We start from the raw sequence: 15022 nt of genomic DNA, 5'->3' as shown, positions 1-15022 counted from the left end.
GATGCCGCTCCGCCGCGCCATCGCCGTCGCGTGGGTCGGACTGGCCCTCGCGCTCGGTTGCGCAGGCGCGGACGAGCCACGGCGCTTCGCGATCGCGCTGGGGCCGGACGACGTCCTGCCAACCGGCAACGAACTGATCTCGCTCCCGACGATTCGCGCGGCCGACGGAGCGCTCGACAGCTTCAATGTGCTCTCGATGCGCGATCGCGGTCTCTTGGAAGTGGTGGGCGAGGGCGGCGCGCCGGCGCTCCAGCCGTATTTCGAAGTCGACGGACAACCGCTGCCGTTTCGCGCGCCGCAGTGGGAGCTGATCGAGTATTGGATTCCGACGGCGCGACTCGCCGCCGACGGACTCGAACGCACGCTCACTTACTGCGTGCCGCCCGGTGCGCGCGCGGCGATGATCCGATTGACGCTCACGAACCGGCGGACTCAGCCGGTCGCCGCTCACCTCGGCGTGCGCACCTCCTGGGGCGCGTTGAATCGCGTCACCTACGCCCCCGTGGCGCTGCGCGGCTCGCGGGAATTTTCCACGGGCGATACGTCGATGTTCAGTTTCATCACGCACGACACGCTTTTCGCCTGGGCCTTGAACGCCCCGAGAGCGCGCGTGCAGCCGAACCCGGGTGCCGGGAAAGGCGCGCCCGGCATCGACGCGATGCGAGAATTCACGGTCCCACCCGGCGCGACGGTGGAGGCGATCTTCTTTCTCAGCGTGGGACTCGAGGAGAACAGCGCCGTGCACGCCGCGCGCGTGCTGCGCGAAAACACCGAACGCGACGGCGTTGACGGCGTGATGGGTCGCGCGGCCGCCTGGTGCCGCGCGCGCACCGGCACGACCGGCCAGGCGGACCTCGATCTGCTGATGAACCGCAATCTGCTGTTCACCGCCCTCTACGCGTGGGGACGGACGCTCGATACGGAGCAACTCGTCGGGATCACCTCGCGGAGCCCGCGCTACTACGTTTCGGCGGCGTATTGGGACCGCGACGCGATGCTGTGGTCGTTCCCCGGCCTGCTCGACATCGATCCGGCGCTCGCGCGCGACGCGCTCGACTACGCGCTCACGACGCAACTGCGGAACACCGGCACGCACAGCCGCTACATCGATGGCTCGGTGCTCGAGGACGGTTTCCAACTCGACGAGGCCGTGGCGCCGCTGGTCGCGCTCGGCCGCTATTGGCGGCAAACTCGCGACCTCGCGTTCGTCACCGGACATCGCGTGGCGATCAAGGCGCTGTGCGAGCGCTTGCTCGGCCGTTTCGATGCGACGACGGGACTCTACTCGTCGCTGCAGGACTCGCAGGATGAATTTCAGAAACTCCCCTTCATCACCTATGCCAACGCGCTCGCGTGGCAGGCGCTGCGTGAACTCAGCGCGCTCTACGCGGCGCTGGGCGATGCCGGCGCATCGACCGACGCCGCGCAACGGGCCGATGCCCTGAAGGCCGCCATCCTGCGTCATTGCGTGGCGGTGCCGCCGGGCGGGCGCGAGCCCATCTTCGCCAGCGCGACCGATGGCCGCACGCACGTCTTCACCGAAGTGCCGCCGGGCTCGCAGATGAAGATGCCGCTCGTCGGCCTCGTGGCCGAGGACGATCCGACGTTTGCGCGCACCTACGACTGGCTTCACTCTGCGGCGTATCCATTTTCCTATTCGACCGAGCCGTTCGGCCTGCCTGGCAGTTATCGTGTGCCGTTCACGACGTCGTGGAGCGTGGCGGATCACCTGCAGTTGAAACGCGGCCGCGAGCACGCCCTGAAGATCCTGCGCGCGAGCGCGTGGGACGGGGGCATCATCACTGAAGGCGTGGATCCGCGAACCGGCCGGATGGACAAGGCCGGTCGCGCGTTTGCGACCGCCGCGGGTTACGTGGCCGATGCGCTCTGGCAGGAGTTCGTCGCGCCGGCGCACCAGAAATCTCCCAATCCATGAAATCGTTCAAAGCCCTCCGTCGCTTTGCGGCCATTGCCGCGGCTCTGGTTCTAGTCTCACCGTTCGTGGCGCTCGCGGCCGATCCGGTCTCGTCTGCCGATTGGTCGAAAGACATGGCCGCTTTTGCCGCGCAGGACGCGGCGGCGCCGAGCGCACCGGATTGCGTGTTGTTCGCCGGCAGTTCGTCGATTCGACTGTGGAAGACGCTCAAGGAGGACTTTCCCGGGGTTCCTGTCGTCAATCGCGGCTTCGGTGGCTCGCAGATCGTAGACTCGATCGTGCACTTCGACCGAGTGATCCTGCCGCATCATCCGCGGCTGATCGTGTTCTACGCGGGGACGAATGATATCGCGTCGGGCAAGACCCCGGAGCAGGTCGCGCAAGATTTCGAGGCGTTCTGCGCGAAGGTCCATGCCGCGCGTCCCGCGACGAAGATCCTGTTCGTCTCGCTGCAGTTCGCGCCCTCGCGCTGGCAGCTTCGGGACAAGATGGTCGCGGCCAACGCGGCACTCGCGAAATTTTGCGCCGCCGATCCGCGCCGCGCCTACGTGGAAACCAACCCCGCGATGCTGGCCGCGAACGGCCGCCCCGACGAATCGCTCTACACGAGCGATCGGCTGCACATGGCCGCGGGCGGCTACGCCGTGTGGACGAAGTTGCTCACGCCGTTCGTGAAGTGATGAGCGAAGTTCCTCTTTTCCGTGATCCGTCGGTCCCGGTCGCCGCGCGCGTCGAGGATCTTCTCGCGCGCATGACGCTCGAGGAAAAGATCGACCAGCTGCACCAGTGTGGCATCGGCGACGCCAATCCGAACAACATCGCGGAGCGGCCCGACGAGTTTCGTCCGACCTATGGCTCGTTCATCCTGAACGGGCTCACCGCCGATCTGACCACGCGCAACGCGCTCCAGAGGATGTGCGTCGAGCAATCCCGGCTCGGCATCCCGGCGATCTTCGGTTGCGACGTCATCCACGGCTACCGCGCGATCGCGCCGATCCCGCTGGCACAGGCGTGCACGTGGGATCCGGAGCTGGTTCGGCGCGCGTGCGAGGCGACCGCGGAGATGGCGCGCGCGCACGGCGTGGATTGGACGTTCGCGCCGATGGTCGATCACTGCACGGACCCGCGCTGGGGCCGCGTCGCGGAAACGTTCGGCGAGTCGCCGTTCGCCTCGAGCCGTTTCGCCGAGGCCTCTGTGCGCGGCTACCAGGAAGCTCCGGTGCCGATCGCCGCGTGTTTGAAGCACTACGTCGGCTACGGCGCCTCCGAGGGCGGGCGCGACTACAGCGCGACGGAAATCTCGCCGCAGGCGCTGTGGGAGCGCCACCTGCCGCCGTTCGAAGCGGGTGTGCGGGCGGGCGCGCTGTCGGTGATGAGCGCGTTCAACGATCTGAACGGCGTGCCGACTTCGGCGCATCGGCAAACGCTGACGGAGATACTCCGCGAACGCTGGAACTTCGAGGGCCTCGTCGTCTCGGACTGGAACGCCGTGTTGCAGTTGATGAATCAAGGCTACGCCGCGACCGAGCAAGAAGCCGCTGCGCTCGCGCTCACCGCCGGCGTGGACCTGAACATGGCCGACGGATTCTACCGGCGACACCTCGCGGCGCTCGTGCGCAGCGGGAGCGTGCCGCTGGCCGTGGTGGACGAGGCGGTCCGGCGCGTGCTGCGGGTGAAGTTCGCGATCGGTCTTTTCGAGCGGCCCCTCGTCGAGCCGACTGCGCTCACCGGTGCGGCACCGACGACACCGCAGCTCTCGCTGTGCGAGGAAGTCGCCTTGCGCTCGCTCGTCTTGCTGAAGAACGACGGTGACACCCTGCCGCTGCCGGCGACCGTGCGACGCGTGGCGTTGATCGGGCCACTCGCGCTCGATCGCGGCGCGTTGCTCGGATCGTGGGCGCAGCAGGGCCGCGGCGATGAGACGCCGAGCATCGCCGAGGAGTTGCGCGCGCGGCTTCCGGCGGGCGTGGAGCTCACTGTCGTGGCGGGTTGCGCCATCGAGGGCGGGGGACGCGAAGGTTTCGCGGCGGCGTTGGCGGCGGCGCGTGCGGCGGATTTCGTCGTGCTGTGTCTGGGCGAGCAGTGGTCCATGAGCGGCGAGAACGCGTCGCGCTCCTCGATCCGCTTGCCGGGATGGCAGGAGGAGCTTGGCCTTGAGTTAGCCGCGCTGGGCAAGCCCACGGCGCTCGTCCTCGTGACGGGCCGTCCGGTGGAATTGCACCGTCTCGAGCCGTGCGTCGGCGCGATTCTCGCCGCTTGGCAGCCGGGCTCGCGTGCGGGCGCGGCGATCGCGCGCGTGTTACTCGGCGAGGCAAACCCCTCGGGTCGGCTCGCGATCACCTGGCCGCGGACGACGGGGCAAATCCCGCTTTATCACAATATGCGGCCGCGTGCGCGGCGCGACCCGGAGGGCTTTTATCAGGATGTGCCAACGACGCCGCACTACGCGTTCGGCCACGGGCTGAGCTACACGACGTTTGGCTACGGCGAGATTCGGCTGTCGCGTGCGAGCGTGCGTGAAGGCGAGACGGTTGTGGCGGAAGTCACCGTCACCAACACCGGCTCGCGCGCGGGCCGGGAGCATGTGCTGTGGTTCATCCGTGATCCGGCGGCGAGCGTCACGCGGCCTTTGCGCGACCTGAAGCACTTCGAGTCCGCGGAACTGGCGCCGGGCGAATCGCGGGTCTTTCGCTGGGAAATCGAGCCGCGGCGCGATTTTGCGTTTCCAGATGCAGCAGGGCGCAGCGTGCTCGAACCGGGGGAAATCCAGGTTTTCGTCGGCGATCGCGCTGCGGCGCTGACCGTGCTCGCGTAAGCGGCGCGTTGGGTCTTGAGTGCCGGCATGAGCGAGACGGAGCGGACGAGCGACGCGGCGGCACCCGACCGGGCGAACCGGGCGTTCCGCCAGCATGTCTGGCCGGTTCTGCTCGAGCACAAGTGGGCGACGATCGGCTCGATCGTGTTGCTCGGCATCCATGGCTACGGCCTGACGCTGCAGAACGTCTACTTGAAGTGGTTCATGGACGCGCTCGAGCAGCGCGGGGCGCCGGGCGAGCTGTGGCGGCGGGTGATGTGGCTCGCGGTCGGCTACCTGATCGCGACGGTGCTGCTGCGCATGGCGTGCTGGCACATCGGGTATCGGCTGATCACGCGGGTGCGCGAGCGGATCGTTTTCTCGCTGCGCAGCCAGTTTTTCCGGCACGTGAACCAGCTGTGCCTGCGGTTCCACGGCCAGCATTCCTCGGGCGAATTGTTCAGCTACCTCTTCGGCTCGCCGCTGGCGTCGGTGATGCAGTTCTTCCAACACACGTCGATGGCGGTGCCGGGTTCGATCGTGAACCTGATTTCGCTGCTCCTGTTGTTCTGGCAATGGGACTGGGTGGTCGCGCTCGTCGTGCTGGCGGCGGCGTTGCTGAGCGTGTGGTTCATGCTGCATGCGCGGACGAAAATGCAGCGGATCAGCGCGGACTTTCAGAGCGCGGAGGGCGACGTGAGCGGGCGCGTGGCGGATTTGTTGCGCGGCAACAAGGCGGTTAAACTCTACGCGATGGAGGACCGCGTGGAGGAGGATTTCGCGGCGCAAGCGGCGATGATCAGTCGCAAGTCCTACGAACGCGATGTGAACAGCCACGTCGAGTGGATGAAGCAGGAGACCTTCGGCTACGTGTGTTACGCGGCGCTGATGGGCGTGTGCACGTGGCGCTATCTCGACGGGCACATTTCGCTCGGCGTGGTGGCGGCGTGTTTCACGTCGTTCGTGTCGCTCCAGTGGCCGCTGCAGGCGATCTTTCAGGCGTTCACGTTCTGGGGCGGCGCCGCGGCGTCGTTGGCGCGCATCGGTGTGGTGTTGGAAACGCCCAGCACGACGCCCGATCCGGTGGAGCCGACGCGCGGCATTCCGCCGCAGGCGGAGATCGAGTTCGAGCGCGTGAGCTTCGGCTACGAGAGCGACAGCCCCGTCGTGCGCGATCTCTCGCTGCGCATCGCTCCCGGGCAGCGCGTGGCGTTGGTGGGACCATCCGGGGCGGGCAAGACCACGATCGCGCAGCTGCTGTTGCGGCTCTACGACCCGACGGCGGGCGCAGTGAAGCTCGGAGGCGTGGACTTGCGGCGCTTTGAGGCGGCGGAGCTGCGCCGGCAGTTCGGCGTCGTCCCGCAGGACCCGTTCATTTTCCGCACGACGGTGCGCGACAACGTCCGCGTGGCGCGGCCGAACGCCGACGACGCGGCGATCCGGCGCGCGTGCGAGCGCGCCAATGCGTGGGAGTTCATCGCGGCGATGCCCGGGGGGCTCGACGCGAAGATCGGCGAGGGCGGCTCGACTCTGTCGGGCGGCCAGCGGCAGCGGCTGGCGATCGCGCGGGCGTTGCTGGCGGATCCGCAGTGCTTCGTGCTCGACGAGGCGACGAGCGCGCTCGACACGCTCAGCGAGGCGCTGGTGCAGGAGGTGATCGAGAAGAGCCTCCGCGGGCGGACGGTGATCTTCATCGCCCACCGGCTGGCGACGGTGAAGAACTGCGACCGGATCCTCGTGATCGACGACGGGCGCGTGGCGCAGGATGGGACGTTCGACGAACTTGTGGCGCGCCCGGGCCTGTTTCAGGACTTGGTGCGCGGGCAGGCGTTGCGCGCCTGAGCGACGGGCGCGAGGAAAAGAAAAAGGGCAATCGCGCGTCGTGCGGCGATTGCCCGGCAAGTTTCGCTCCGCCGTGCGGCGGCGGGGGCGATCAGGCGGCGCGGGAGCCGTGCTCGTCTTGATGCGGCGTGCTGCCGACGACGCGGTCGCGGTAGTCGCTCGGGCTTTCGCCGGCGATGCGGCGGAAGACGCGGTTGAACTGGGAGAGCGATTGGAAACCGGCGGCGAAGGCCGCTTCGCTGACGCGGATGTGCGGGTTGAGCATCTGTTGCTTCACGGACTCGACGCGCAGGCGCGCGAGGTAGTCGGTGAAGGTGAGGCCGGTGCCCGACTTGAAGACCTTGCAGAAGTAGAACGTGCTCATGTTCACCGCGCGGGCGACTTCGCCGACGGAGATCTCGCCGCTGAAATGCTCGGCGATGTAGGCGCGGGCCTTCGCGACCACGGGCGACTCGGCGGTGGATTCCTGCACCATGACCTGATTGCTGATCGAGGAGAGGTGCTGGGAGAAGACGGTCAGCAGGCGCACGATGGAGTCGAATTGCGACTTCGAGAGCACGCGGGTGCCGAAGTAGGCGTCCTTGATCGCCTCGACGTTCTTGGGCGAGGTCTCGCCGCCGAATTGGCGCGACAGGGCTTTGAAGCCGGCGGCGCTCGGCGCGTGGAGGAGGACCTGGCCGGTCTGAAGGTGACCGAGGACCTGCTCGCCGACGCGGACCGGCACGGCGGCCTCGCTGAGGCCGGCGAAGCACTGGAAGGTCTTCGCTTCGCTACGGGCCTCTTCCTCGGCTTTTTGCTGAACGACGAGGCAATTCGCGCAGGTCTTGTTGCGGCCCGCCATGAGCTGGCAGAACGGGTTCACGCGCTTCGAGTCGTGCAGCGGTGAGTTGAACGTGCCTGTGGCGCGGAGCGCGAGCGGCAGGCCGGTGGTGGCTTCGAACGCCTCCTTGTATTCCTGGAAAATGGCGGCGCGTTCGAGGTGCTGGACAACGCTGCGACCGGAGTCGCGGGCGGACGTGGCGGGCACGAAGGGCAGTGCGGGAGCGGCGTGGATCGCTTGCATGCGTTGAAAATAGCACAAGGTGCGCAGACGCGTAATTGGCACCTAGGCCAAGACTCACTAAAGAATTTCCCTAGATCGCGGCGGCGTTCCGCTTGCCAGCGCCCGTGGAGCGACCCAACTTGGCGGCGTGTCCACACCTGACTTTTCCACGCTTAGTCGGGAGGAATTGATCGCGCGTCTCGCCGCTGATCAGGCTTCGTCCCCGGAGGAACTCGTGAACGCCGCGCGCGAGCTGCGCGATGTGCGGGCGGCGCTCGACGAGCACTCGATCGTCGCGATCACCGACCCGTCCGGCCGCATCACCTACGTGAACGACAAATTCTGCGCGATTTCGAAATATGCGCGGGAGGAGCTGATCGGGCAGGACCATCGCCTCATCAACTCGGGCTACCACTCGAAGGAATTTTTCAAAAACCTCTGGTCGACGATCGCCCACGGCAACGTCTGGCACGGGGAGTTGCGCAATCGCGCGAAGGACGGCTCGCTCTACTGGGTCGATACGACGATCTTTCCGTTCCTCAACGCCAACGGGAAGCCCTACCAATACATCGCGATCCGCACCGACATCACGCAGCGCAAGGCGGACGAGCTCGAATTGCAGCGCATCGCCACCGACCTGGCGCAGAAGAACAAGGAGCTGGAGGCGATCGTCTATACGGTCTCGCACGACCTGCGTTCGCCGCTCGTGAACGTGCAGGGGTTCAGCCGCCAGCTCACGCGCGCCTGCGACCAGATCCGCGCCGCCGCGGCGGAATCGACCGATGGAAAGATCACGCTCGAGCAGGTGCGGAAACCCCTCGATGTCTCGATCCCCCAGGCGCTGAAATTCATCAGCGCCGGCGTCGCCAAGATGGAGGCGCTGCTCGCGGGTCTGCTCCACTATTCGCGGCTCGGCCGCGTGGTGCTAAATGTCCGGCCGCTCGACATGAACGCGATGCTTTCGGAGATCACGGCGGCGATGAAGTTCCAGTTGGACGAGGCAAAGGCGCAGGTTCGCATCGGCATCCTGCCGCGCTGCCTCGGCGACAGCGTGCAGACCAACCAAGTCTTCGCGAACCTGCTCGACAACGCGCTCAAATACCGCGCGCCCGAGCGCCCGCTGCTGATCGAGGTTTCCGGCCGCGTGGCCGATGGCGTCGCGACCTACACGGTTTCCGACAACGGTCTCGGCATCGCGCGGGAGCATCAGGCGAAGATTTTCGAGATTTTCCACCGCTTGAATCCGGCGGACTCGGCGGGCGAGGGGCTCGGCCTCTCGATCGCGCAGCGCGTGCTCGAACGGCAGTCCGGCAGAATTTGGGTTGAGAGCGAGGTGAACAAGGGTTCCATCTTCCACGTTTCATTGCCGGCGGCCTAACCCACGCTCCGCCGGACCACGCCATGAACCAGTCTCCTACTATTCTCATCGTCGAAGACGACGAAGGTCACGCCATCCTCATCCGCGAAAATCTCGAGATGGCGGGGCTGAAAAATCGCATCCAGCACTTCCGCGACGGACAGGCGATCCTCGATTATTTCTTCGATCGGGACGGCAATGTCGTGCGCGGTCACGATGGCACTTACCTCGTGCTGCTCGACATTCGCATGCCCAAGGTCGACGGCATCGAGGTGCTGCGTCGCCTGAAGGCCGACGCGGAACTCCGCAAGCTGCCGGTGATCATGCTGACGACCACCGACGATTCCCGCGAAGTGGAGCGCTGCCACCAGCTCGGTTGCAGCGTCTACATCCAGAAACCCGTCGATTACGACAAGTTCACCGAGGCGATCCGTCGGCTGGGCATGTTTGTGATGCTCCTGCTCGTGCCGCCGGTTGCGAGCAAGTGAGTCCCAGTTCCCACGGCTCTGGACCCGCGCGCATCCTCGTCGTCGACGACGACGAAGGACTGCTGATTCTCATGGCCGAGGCGTTGCGTGCCGAAGGTCACGATGTCGGCACCGCCACCAGTTGCCGCCAGGCGTTCGAGATTCTCCAAGCTGAGCCGCACGATCTGCTGTTGCTCGACCTGAAGTTGAGTGACGCCGAGGGCGTCGGACTGCTGAACAAATACAGCGCCACGGGGCTTGGTGTGCCTTTCGTGGTCGTGACCGGCCAGGGCGATGAAAAATCCGCCGTGGAGGTGATGAAACACGGCGCGCTCGATTACGTGATGAAGGACATGGCGCTGCTCGACCTGCTGCCAGCCGTGGCGCAGCGTGCGCTCGATTCTGTGGCGCGCGATCGCGCCCTCGCCGCCGCCCGCGCCGAGCATGTGCGCCTCGAGGCGGAAGTGCTGGCCGCCAGCGAACGCGAGCGGTTGTCGATCGGGGCCGACCTTCACGATGGCCTCGGGCAACTCCTCACCGCCCTGGAGCTGATGTGCACCGCTTTGAAGGAGGACACGGCCTTCACTCATCCGATGGTTTCGACGCGCCTCGACCAAATGAGCGGCATGCTGCGCGAGGCAATTGCGCAGACCCGCTTTCTCGCGCGCGGTCTCGTGCCGATCGGGCAGGGGCCCGAAGCGTTGCACCACGGATTGGTGGCGTTGGCGGAACGCACGAACGCGCTTGGTCGGGTCTACTGTGCGTTCCTGACGGAGAAGCCGGTCGAGGTGGAGGATGTGCGCGTGGCCGGCCACCTCTACCGCATCGCGCAGGAAGCCGTGAACAACGCGGTGCGCCACGCGCAGGCCAAGACGATCCGCGTGAGCCTCGTGCGGCGCACGGAGCGGATCGCGTTGGAGATCGCCGACGACGGCGTCGGTCTACGCGAAGGCGCCGAAAAGCACGGGACCGGTTTGGGTCTCATGCGCCACCGCGCGAGTTTGATCGGCGCGGAACTCATAGTGAAGCGCTCCCGGGCCGGCGGCACGGCGATTTCCTGTCTCTGGCCGACCCAGCGATGAAAGCGCCGCGCAAGAACTCTCCTCCGCCTCCCGCGGCGACTGCTCCCGCGAGCGAACGCAAACGCATCCTCGTCGTCGACGACCATCCGTTCATGCGCGCCGGTTTGGGTGCGTTGATCGACCGGCAGCCCGACATGGTGGTCGCGGGCGAGGCGGGCAATCCCGCGGAAGCATTGCAAGCGATGCCGCGCGTGCGGCCCGATCTGGTCTTAAGCGACATCACGATGCCCGGACGCAGCGGCGCGGAGTTCATCAAGGACCTCCACGCGCTACATCCGGGCCTGCCCGTCCTCGTGATCTCGATGCACGACGAACTTGTCTACGCCGAGCGCATGCTCCGCGCGGGCGCACGCGGCTACATCATGAAGGAGGCCGGCGGCGAGGCGCTGCTGGCGGCGCTCCGTCAGGTGTTGCGGGGCGAGATCTATGTCAGCCAGCGGCTCTCGGCGCGCTTGCTGGAAAACCTCCACGGCGGACAGCCCCGCCAGTCCAGCTCCCCGATCGCGAAGCTCACCGACCGCGAGTTCGAGGTTTTCCAATTGATTGGCCAAGGCAAGGGCACGCACGAGATCGCGGCGCAGTTGCACCTCAGCACCAAGACCGTCGACGTCCACCGCGCGAACATCAAGGGCAAGCTCGGCATCTCCGACGGCACCGCTCTCGTTCGCCACGCCGTGCGTTGGGTCGAGACGCAGGCGGGAGCTTAGCGCACGGAGGGTTGCGCTCCGGGGGCTGCGAGAAATTTTATCGCGCCGCAGCCTTCACAAGCATCCCGCGGGCGACTCGTTTCCGTGGGTCCTCTCGACGTGGGTGGTCATCCCCTTGATTTGGCTCGGTCTAGCGGCGGTCTTCGGGGTGCAGTGCATCACTGCTCCGGGCGGCTAGGAGGACGAGAGCGGCGTCCATTTTGAAGGTGCTCGCGAACCACGCGTGGAGGACGGAAGCGCGCATCGGAATTGAGGCAAAACGGCGCGGCGGTCGCCGGTTCCGCGCTATGACATTTTGCAAGTGCCTGCTGTCACGGAAGTGGCGCACTCAGCAGTGTTTCTGGGGTGTGTCGAAATGCCGGTGATAGCGCGGGCTCGCGGCATTTATCCAATGGGGAGCCGTGCGGTGGCGGCCAAAATCCCCGGCGTGATCCCATTTCCTTCTCTCACTCTCCCGCCAATCTCGATCCTGTCTTTCGGCGAATCGGGACGCGATGCCTTCTCCACCGTCCGCGAGGTGCGCTCTATTGAAACGGAGCACTTTCCGTCTCACGACGATGCGGATTTCGGCACCCTCGAGTCCGACCTGACGCTGCTCGGTGTCGCGCCCCGCGGATTGTCGCTCGCGATGGAGCAGTCAGGTTCGCTCGCCGGCTTTTGCTGGCTCGTGCCCCTCAATCTCGAGGGCGAGGCGCGCCTGTTGCGGGGCGAACGCGACGGTGGCATGACGCTCGCGCACCTCGCGGCGTCTTCGGCGGATTGCTCGGCGGTCTACATGACCAGCGTGGCCGTGCGCGCGCAGTTCCGCGGGCAGGGACTCGGGACCCGTCTCCTACAGCGCGCAGTGGCGGAGATGGACGTGTTTCACCCGAAATCCCTGCTGCAAACCGCGTGGAGCGCGTGCGGCGCCGGGTTGATCAAGCGTTACGATCCGGTGCGGGTCGGCGAGTGCGAGGGGCATCCCATCTTCCGCGCCAGCTGGAATCCGCGCGCGCTCCAGCCGGCGGCTTAGCCGAAGCGACTCGCAATTGCGGGATGGCGCTCCGAGGCGCGGCTCGTAGTGTCGCGCCTGCATGAATCGCGTGTTCCTGTTGGTGGCGTTGGTCGCGGCCGGCGCAATGTTCGGGGCGGAGGAGGGACGCGAGCGCGTCTCGTTCAACGCTGGTTGGAAATTCTTCAAGGGCGACGACCCGGATGCCGGCGAGTCGCTCTCCTACGAGCGGGTGAAGGCGTGGATGCTGCCGACCGGTGAGCACCTCCTGAATTACGCGCCGCCGCGCGTCGCGCTGCCCGCGACGCGTTCCGGCTGGTGGCTGAATTTTCCCAAGCCCGAGTTCGACGACTCCGGCTGGCGCGCGATCGATGTGCCGCACGATTGGGGCATCGAAAGCGCATTCGTGCAGGAGCTGCCGGGCTCGACCGGCAAGCTGCCGTGGGCGGGCACCGGTTGGTATCGGAAGAAATTCGCGCTGCCCGCCGAAGACGCCGGACGCCGCGTCTACCTCGAGTTCGACGGCGCGATGTCCTACGCGCTCGTTTGGTGCAACGGCCAGATCGCGGGCGGCTGGGCCTACGGTTACTCGTCGTGGCGCGTGGATCTCACGCCGTTCGTGAAACCCGGCGCGGAGAACGTCGTCGCCGTCCGTCTGAGCCCGCCGCGCGAGTCCTCGCGCTGGTATCCGGGCGCAGGCATCTACCGCAACGTCTGGCTGACGAAGACGGCGGAGGTGGCGGTGGCGCAGTGGGGCGTGACGGTCACCACTCCCGAAATCGTCCCCGATCACGCTCTCGTGAACGTCGGCATCACACTCGATAACAAGGGCGCCGCGGCCGCCGCCGTGCAGGCGAGCGTGCGGCTCTTCGCTGCGGACGCCAACGGCCAGCCGTTCGGCGACCCGGTCGCGGTTTCCGAGGCGCAGGCGGCGACAGTCGCACCCGGCCGCCAAGCGCACGCCGCGCACACGCTGCGCGTCGCGGCGCCAAAGCTCTGGAGCTTGCGCGAGCGCAATCGCTATGTCGCCGAGACTCGGCTCGAGCGCGACGGGCGGGTGGTGGACATCGTGCGCACGCCGTTTGGCATCAGGTCGCTTTCGGTCAGCGCGACGGACGGGTTCAAACTCAACGGGGAACGGATTCCGATTCGCGGAGTGTGCCTCCATCATGATCTCGGCGCCCTCGGGACCGCGGTGAACACGCGGGCGATCGAGCGGCAGATCGAGATTCTCCAGTCGTTCGGGGCGAACGCGATTCGCACGAGCCACAATCCGCCCGCGCCCGAGTTGCTCGAGCTGGCCGACCGCATGGGCATGCTCGTGATGGTCGAGCTGTCCGATGCGTGGCGCGCCGGCAAGAAAGCCGACGATTACAGCCGGCTCTTCGACGATTGGCACGAGCGCGATCTGCGCGCGCTGGTGCGCCGCGACCGCAATCACCCGAGCGTGATCCAGTGGAGCATCGGCAACGAGCTGCCCGAACTCGGCGACGCCGAGGGCTGGAAGCTCGCCGCGCATCTCGCCGCCATCGTGCGCGAGGAGGATCGCACGCGCGCCGTCGTCGTCGGCAGCGACAAGCCGCCGTCCGCCTACAACGGCTTCGAGACCGTCGTCGACGTGCTGGGCTTCAACTACAAACCCGCCGAATACGCGAAACTCCACGCGCGTCACCCGCACGTCGTGATGATGGGATCCGAGACGGCCTCGACGATCAGTTCGCGCGGCGAGTATTTCTTCCCGGTCTCGGACAAGAAGAGCGACGGCGCCTCGAATTTCCACGTCAGCAGCTACGACCTCTATGCGCCGTGGTGGGCGTGGCCGCCGGACGTCGAGTGGAAGGCCCTCGACGAAAATCCCTACGTGCTCGGCGAGTTCGTGTGGACCGGCTTCGACTACCTCGGCGAGCCGACGCCCTTCGACAGCGACGCGACGAACCTGTTGAACTTCGCCGATCCGGTCGCGCGCGAGAAGGCGGCCAAGGAACTCGCCGCGCTCGGCAAGATCCGTGTGCCGTCGCGCAGCAGCTATTTCGGCATCGTCGACCTCGCGGGTTTTCCGAAGGACCGCTATTACCTCTATCAGGCCCGCTGGCGACCGGAGCTGCCGATGGCGCACATCCTCCCGCACTGGAACTGGCCGGAGCGCGTTGGCGAAGTGACGCCGGTGCATGTCTACTCATCCGGCGACGAAGCGGAGCTGTTCCTCAATGGCCAGTCGCTCGGCCGCAAGCAGCGCGGCGCGCTCGAATACCGCTTTCGTTGGGACGACGTGAAATATCAGCCCGGCGAGCTGAAGGTGGTGGCCTACAAAGGAGGCAAGCTCTGGGCCGAAGCCGTGCAACGCACGACCGGCGCTCCCGCGGCGCTGCGCGTGACGGTTGACCGTGCCGAGTTGCGCGCGGACGGCACCGATCTGGCTTTCGTGAAGGTCGAAGTGGTCGACGCGAATGGCCTCGTCGTGCCGCGCGCGAAGCCGCTGCTGACATTCTCGGTCGTCGGTGCGGCCGATCTCGTCGCGACCGACAACGGCGATCCGACCGACCAGCGCGTCTTCGCGAGCGCCGAGCGCAACGCCTTCAACGGCCTCGCTCTCGCGATCGTGCGCGCGCGCGCTGGTGCGGGCGGCGGGATCACCGTGCAAGTGGCCTCAGCCGGTCTGGCAGGCGGGGCAGTTCGGTTGGAAGCGAAGTGATCTTGCGAGCGCGCGCCGCCACGGCGGTCGCGCGCACGGGGCCGCCGCGGTAGGTGCGGCGCGCCCCGGCGGGATTTCGAGGAAAGCGCGTGTCTGGCAGCGGCTTAGCCGT

The 15022-nt window shown here is 66.8% G+C and carries 11 protein-coding genes; 10 read left to right on the top strand and 1 reads right to left on the bottom strand.

Going from position 1 to position 15022, the window contains the following annotated elements:
• The first annotated feature begins 1 nt into the window (after nucleotide 1).
• Genes HZA32_15120 through HZA32_15105 form a run of 4 tightly spaced genes read left to right on the top strand, consistent with a single transcriptional unit; the run spans nucleotide 2 to nucleotide 6572 of the window.
• Nucleotides 2-1936: a glycoside hydrolase family 125 protein gene (locus HZA32_15120; GenBank protein MBI5425409.1), complete on the top strand. Its 1935-nt coding sequence runs from the start codon at nucleotides 2-4 to the stop codon at nucleotides 1934-1936.
• Nucleotides 1933-2616: a hypothetical protein gene (locus tag HZA32_15115; protein ID MBI5425408.1), complete on the top strand. Its 684-nt coding sequence runs from the start codon at nucleotides 1933-1935 to the stop codon at nucleotides 2614-2616. The genes HZA32_15120 and HZA32_15115 overlap by 4 nt, the downstream gene beginning before the upstream one ends.
• Complete coding sequence (locus HZA32_15110; protein ID MBI5425407.1) at nucleotides 2616-4751, top strand: glycoside hydrolase family 3 C-terminal domain-containing protein; 2136 nt, start codon at nucleotides 2616-2618, stop codon at nucleotides 4749-4751. Before HZA32_15115 ends, HZA32_15110 begins: the two co-directional genes overlap by 1 nt.
• Nucleotides 4752-4778: 27 nt before the next feature.
• Nucleotides 4779-6572 (top strand): ABC transporter ATP-binding protein, encoded by a 1794-nt coding sequence (locus HZA32_15105; GenBank protein ID MBI5425406.1) that lies wholly within the window; start codon nucleotides 4779-4781, stop codon nucleotides 6570-6572.
• A gap of 91 nt (nucleotides 6573-6663) precedes the next feature.
• Here HZA32_15105 and HZA32_15100 read toward each other — a convergent pair whose 3' ends face one another.
• A complete protein-coding gene (locus HZA32_15100) occupies nucleotides 6664-7635 on the bottom strand; it encodes a PocR ligand-binding domain-containing protein (GenBank protein ID MBI5425405.1) in 972 nt (323 codons plus the stop codon).
• 127 nt (nucleotides 7636-7762) lie between these two features.
• Between HZA32_15100 and HZA32_15095 the strand changes: the two genes are divergently transcribed.
• From HZA32_15095 to HZA32_15070, 6 genes are all read left to right on the top strand, one after another.
• Nucleotides 7763-8992 (top strand): PAS domain S-box protein, encoded by a 1230-nt coding sequence (locus HZA32_15095; protein ID MBI5425404.1) that lies wholly within the window; start codon nucleotides 7763-7765, stop codon nucleotides 8990-8992.
• Nucleotides 8993-9015: 23 nt separating this feature from the next.
• Nucleotides 9016-9459, top strand: a complete 444-nt coding sequence (locus tag HZA32_15090; GenBank protein MBI5425403.1) for a response regulator — start codon at nucleotides 9016-9018, stop codon at nucleotides 9457-9459.
• The gene (locus HZA32_15085; GenBank protein ID MBI5425402.1) at nucleotides 9456-10520 is read left to right on the top strand and encodes a response regulator; all 1065 of its coding nucleotides are present in this window, start codon (nucleotides 9456-9458) and stop codon (nucleotides 10518-10520) included. Before HZA32_15090 ends, HZA32_15085 begins: the two co-directional genes overlap by 4 nt.
• Nucleotides 10517-11227: a response regulator transcription factor gene (locus HZA32_15080; GenBank protein MBI5425401.1), complete on the top strand. Its 711-nt coding sequence runs from the start codon at nucleotides 10517-10519 to the stop codon at nucleotides 11225-11227. Before HZA32_15085 ends, HZA32_15080 begins: the two co-directional genes overlap by 4 nt.
• A 427-nt stretch (nucleotides 11228-11654) precedes the next feature.
• The gene (locus HZA32_15075; protein ID MBI5425400.1) at nucleotides 11655-12239 is read left to right on the top strand and encodes a GNAT family N-acetyltransferase; all 585 of its coding nucleotides are present in this window, start codon (nucleotides 11655-11657) and stop codon (nucleotides 12237-12239) included.
• A 61-nt stretch (nucleotides 12240-12300) separates the two neighbouring features.
• Nucleotides 12301-14910, top strand: a complete 2610-nt coding sequence (locus HZA32_15070) for a DUF4982 domain-containing protein (protein ID MBI5425399.1) — start codon at nucleotides 12301-12303, stop codon at nucleotides 14908-14910.
• Nucleotides 14911-15022 lie beyond the last annotated feature (112 nt).

This window comes from Opitutia bacterium (assembly GCA_016217545.1).
Classification (GTDB): Bacteria; Verrucomicrobiota; Verrucomicrobiia; order Opitutales; family Opitutaceae; genus Didemnitutus.
This window is presented reverse-complemented; position numbering and strand designations above follow the sequence as displayed.

Bases quoted from the DNA above. Each gene is read 5' to 3' on its own strand.
- HZA32_15120 (MBI5425409.1), top strand. From the start codon at position 2: ATGCCGCTCCGCCGCGCCATCGCCGTCGCGTGGGTCGGACTGGCCCTC.
- HZA32_15115 (MBI5425408.1), top strand. From the start codon at position 1,933: ATGAAATCGTTCAAAGCCCTCCGTCGCTTTGCGGCCATTGCCGCGGCT.
- HZA32_15110 (MBI5425407.1), top strand. From the start codon at position 2,616: ATGAGCGAAGTTCCTCTTTTCCGTGATCCGTCGGTCCCGGTCGCCGCG.
- HZA32_15105 (MBI5425406.1), top strand. From the start codon at position 4,779: ATGAGCGAGACGGAGCGGACGAGCGACGCGGCGGCACCCGACCGGGCG.
- HZA32_15100 (MBI5425405.1), bottom strand. From the start codon at position 7,635: ATGCAAGCGATCCACGCCGCTCCCGCACTGCCCTTCGTGCCCGCCACG.
- HZA32_15090 (MBI5425403.1), top strand. From the start codon at position 9,016: ATGAACCAGTCTCCTACTATTCTCATCGTCGAAGACGACGAAGGTCAC.
- HZA32_15080 (MBI5425401.1), top strand. From the start codon at position 10,517: ATGAAAGCGCCGCGCAAGAACTCTCCTCCGCCTCCCGCGGCGACTGCT.
- HZA32_15070 (MBI5425399.1), top strand. From the start codon at position 12,301: ATGAATCGCGTGTTCCTGTTGGTGGCGTTGGTCGCGGCCGGCGCAATG.